This window comes from Limosilactobacillus sp., from assembly GCF_041859915.1.
Classification (GTDB): domain Bacteria; phylum Bacillota; class Bacilli; order Lactobacillales; family Lactobacillaceae; genus Limosilactobacillus.
In genome coordinates, this window is record NZ_JBFLGB010000094.1 from 1 (window position 1) to 4,125 (window position 4,125).

At 42.4% G+C, this 4,125-nt stretch carries 4 protein-coding genes; 3 read left to right on the forward strand and 1 reads right to left on the reverse strand.

What is annotated here, in order from left to right; genetic code table 11:
* Window positions 1-137 precede the first annotated feature (137 nt).
* On the reverse strand, window positions 138-1,502 hold the full coding sequence (locus tag ACEYV4_RS09130) for a collagen-binding domain-containing protein (RefSeq protein WP_373842980.1): 1,365 nt from the start codon (window positions 1,500-1,502) through the stop codon (window positions 138-140).
* Between ACEYV4_RS09130 and ACEYV4_RS09135 the strand changes: the two genes are divergently transcribed.
* The 3 genes from ACEYV4_RS09135 to ACEYV4_RS09145 form a co-directional block, all read left to right on the forward strand.
* A complete protein-coding gene (locus ACEYV4_RS09135; RefSeq protein ID WP_373842977.1) occupies window positions 1,447-1,767 on the forward strand; it encodes a DUF2800 domain-containing protein in 321 nt (106 codons plus the stop codon). The two genes, ACEYV4_RS09130 and ACEYV4_RS09135, sit on opposite strands and share 56 nt — an antisense overlap.
* Window positions 1,745-2,320 (forward strand): DUF2815 family protein, encoded by a 576-nt coding sequence (locus ACEYV4_RS09140; RefSeq protein WP_373842978.1) that lies wholly within the window; start codon window positions 1,745-1,747, stop codon window positions 2,318-2,320. Before ACEYV4_RS09135 ends, ACEYV4_RS09140 begins: the two co-directional genes overlap by 23 nt.
* A 55-nt stretch (window positions 2,321-2,375) precedes the next feature.
* On the forward strand, window positions 2,376-4,125 hold a 1,750-nt coding region (locus ACEYV4_RS09145; RefSeq protein WP_373842979.1), incomplete at its 3' end, for a DNA polymerase.

Consider the following 4,125-nt stretch of genomic DNA (forward strand, 5'->3'; position numbering starts at 1 on the left):
TCATCAATTGAATATTTGATTTAGTTTGAATCAGTCCAGCAAGATATTTAACATCATCAATACTCATTGTGGATCGATGATTCAGCCAAAAGAGAAGTAACTTGATAATACTGTCCACATACAGTGTTTGAAAAAACTTAACTTGGATTTTTAGATGGGGGCGTTGGCACCTTATCCTTGCTATTATCAGGAACTACAGAAGTCTTAGGCTTATCTTTATCGCCATTATTATTCGGCTTAACATTTTTATGAGAATCATTTGTTTCAGGTTTATTACCTGGCTTCACCGGATTCTTTGGAGCTTTATTATCATGATCTCTTGGCTTATTCGTGGCATCCTTTGGCTTGTCCTTGTCACCATCCTGACTTGGTGTGATAGGCGCTTCTTTGCCAGATTTACCATCCGATTGATCCGCTTGCGGAGTAACCGGCCCATATATAATTGGATTCTCGTCTGGTGTGCTTGGGTTAGTTGGCGTCTTATCATCTGTAGATCCTGGAGTAGTCGGTTTCGGCGTCTTATTCTTATCAGAAGAAGTTGGCTTATTACTATCTGGAGTATGCTGACCCTTTTTTGAATCATCATGATTTGGTTTATGTTGATCCGACTTATTATCTGGTTTACCTGGCTTTGTATCTGCTGGTTTAGCTGGTTTACTGTGCTTTACTAATTCTGGGGCCCACAAATCCCAACGGTGTGATTCCCCACCACGAATATTAACGCGGTCCGCAATCAGGTTTCCATCGGCATTGACATTGACGGTCAATTCACTATTAGGGGCCAAGACACTTCTCATCAAGTAACCACCATTAATATTCAGCTTCTTCACATCATTACCAAAGTTCCACAAAACGTGGTTAGACTTACTGTGGCCCTCATTTGGTGATAAGGAAGAACCATCATCATAAACCAAATGGATTTGCGTTTGCCAGTTGACTTCATTCTTGATGCCTTGCACATTCAAAATCACTACCGGACCATTAGCATTACTATTCAAGCCTTTAATTGTTATCGGCTGTGGTGCCTCTAACCAGTCCTTGTCAACATTAACAACGATTTGATTATCCTTAGCCCTGCTGACATCAATTGAGCGATTATTCATATCAGCAGAATTAATAATAACGCCATCACTTTGATTCAAACCGCGTAGATAGTCAGCATTGCCTTTAAGAGTGTTCAGTTCGCTCTTAACATCAATATAACCTTTAGCAACTTGAACATCTTCCTTTTTCAAGTGGTCCAAACGGTTACCGTTAACGTAAACCTGGTTTCCTTTAAATTCCACATTAGAATCGTCACCAAGAATCACGTAATTATTATCAGTCCGGAAACCATTGGCACCAATCTGATCAATTGTACCAATGTAATAAACATCACGAACCGTGTGATTATGAGATTCATTCCGACCACCGAATTCTGGTCCATTCAGCAGTTCACCGGTTGCAATGTTTCCATTAGTGTCAGCACTAATATCGGTCTTATTCGATAGAATATGGAAAATTGTCGAAGGACGATCGAGTCGACATTACAAAAATGAAGCAGCAGTGGCAAAAATTGCTGAAGATCATGGCTACCATAATATCTACCAAAAGAAGCTATTACCAATTACAAAATTAGAAAAACAGCTCGGTAAGAAGAAATTCACCGAACTGTTCAGTCAAGAAATTGTTAAACCTGCGGGTAAACCAACCCTGGTGCCAAATTCAGACCGGCGTCAGAGTATTAGCAAATCAAACCCAAAGGATGAATTTAAGGAGGAAAAATAATATGTCACAACAAACAAAGGTCGTTACTGGTACCAACACTCGTCTCTCTTACGCTAACATCTGGGAACCTAAATCTATCAATGGTGGCAAAGAGAAGTATTCAGTTAGCTTGATCATCCCTAAGTCAGATAAGCCAACAATTAATGCTATTGAGAAGGCAATCAATGCCGCTATTCAAGAAGGAATCGGCAGGTTTGGTGGCAAGAAGCCAAACAAGGCCACCCTGAAATTACCACTTCGCGATGGTGATGTTGAACGTGATGATGCTGCCTACCAAGATAGCTACTTTATCAACGCTAATTCAATTACGGCGCCACAGATTGTGGACAAGCATGTTCAGCCAATTCTCGACCGCAATGAAGTCTACAGTGGCTGCTACGCCCGAGTATCGATTAACTTCTATGCTTTTAACACCAACGGTAACCGTGGAATCGCCTGTGGTCTTGGTAACATTCAAAAGATTCGCGATGGTGAACCATTAGGTGGTCATGCTAGTGCCAGCGATGATTTCACTGCTATTGATGATAATAACGACGATGATTTCTTAGCTTAAATCAAAAGACGGGTAGTCGACTTTGACTACCCATTTTTTGTAGAAAGGATTCCTAATGAAGCAAATCTCGATTGATATCGAAACTTATTCTAGTACCAACCTGAATCAAACTGGTGTCTATCGCTATGCTGATAGCAACGATTTTGAACTTTTGCTCTTTGGTTATGCCACCGACTTTGGACCAGTTAAAGTAGTTGACTTAACCCAAGGTGAAAAAATTCCCCCACAAATTGTTGAGGCCCTAGATGATCCCGATATTATTAAGAGTGCTTTTAACGCTCAATTTGAACGAGTTTGCCTATCACGCTTTGTGGGACATCACCTAAAGCCGGCCGGTTGGCACTGCTCACGAGTCTGGTCCGCTACCCTTGGTCTTCCCTTATCGTTACGCGACGTTGGTACCGTTTTAGGGCTTTCTCGTCAGAAAATTACGGCTGGAAAAGAACTCGTACACTACTTTTGTACTCCCTGCAAGCCAACCAAATCTAATCAAAAGCGCACACGTAACTTTCCTTATCATGCACCTGACAAATGGCAGCAATTCAAGCAGTACAACCAATGTGACGTTGAAGTTGAAATGGAAATCACCCAGAAGCTCGAACACTTTCCTGTTCCCCAGAATGAATGGGAAAACTACTGGATGGACCAGGATATTAATGATCGCGGTATTCAGATTGATCAGCAACTGGTCAACAACGCCATCAAATGTCAAGAAAATTTTCACGATCAATATTTGCAAATTTCGCAAAAACTAACTGGCCTGGCCAATCCCAACTCACCACTGCAGTTAAAAGATTGGCTCAACCAGCGGGGAGTGAATACCGACTCTCTATCCAAAGCCTCAGTAGCTCAACTTTTACAAACTACCACCGATAAGGTTCATCAAGTTCTAAGCCTGCGTCAACTATTATCAAAGTCTAGCGTAAAGAAGTATCAGGCAATGCAAAAATCAATGTGCCAAGATGGTCGCGTTCATGGACTCCTGCAATTTTATGGTGCCAATCGGACTGGGCGGTGGGCTGGGCGCTTAGTACAAGTACAAAACCTGCCACGCAATTCAATGCCTGACCTAGAAGAAGCTCGTGAACTAGTTAAACAAGGCAACACTACTGTGCTTTCGATGCTTTACGACTCAGTACCTGACGTCCTATCACAATTAATTAGAACTGCCTTCATCCCCAGCCAAGGACATCATTTCTATGTAGCTGACTTTTCAGCCGTTGAAGCACGTGTAATTGCTTGGCTCTCTGGTGAGCAATGGCGACAAGAGGCCTTTGCCAATAATGAGGACATCTACTGTGCATCCGCTAGTCAGATGTTCGGGGTTCCCGTTGTTAAGCATGGGGTTAATGGTGGACTCCGGCAAAAGGGTAAGATTGCTGAACTTGCACTAGGCTATGGTGGTTCCATCGGTGCACTCAAAGCGATGGGTGCCACTAAATTGGGTTTAACCGAGGAAGAATTACTCCCGTTAGTACAAATGTGGCGTAATGCCAGCCCTCATATAGTGCAGTTTTGGTGGGATATCGACAGAGCAGCAAAAGAATGCATTAAAACACATCTACCGCAAGCCACTCACGGAATGAAGTTTATTTATCGTAGTGGCTGTATGTTCTTACGATTACGGTCAGGTCGCAACCTTGGCTACCCCCAACCCAAGATTGGTACTAACCGTTTTGGTAGCGAATCAATTACCTTTATGGGTATTAACACTGTTAAAAAGTGGTCCCGTATTGAAACCTATGGGGCAAAGCTCGTTGAAAACATTGTCCAAGCAACCAGTCGTGACTTGTTAGCTGAAGCAA

Excerpts from the sequence above, each read along its gene's own strand:
- ACEYV4_RS09135 (WP_373842977.1), top strand. The coding sequence starts at position 1,447 with ATGTTTCCATTAGTGTCAGCACTAATATCGGTCTTATTCGATAGAATA.
- ACEYV4_RS09140 (WP_373842978.1), top strand. The coding sequence starts at position 1,745 with ATGAATTTAAGGAGGAAAAATAATATGTCACAACAAACAAAGGTCGTT.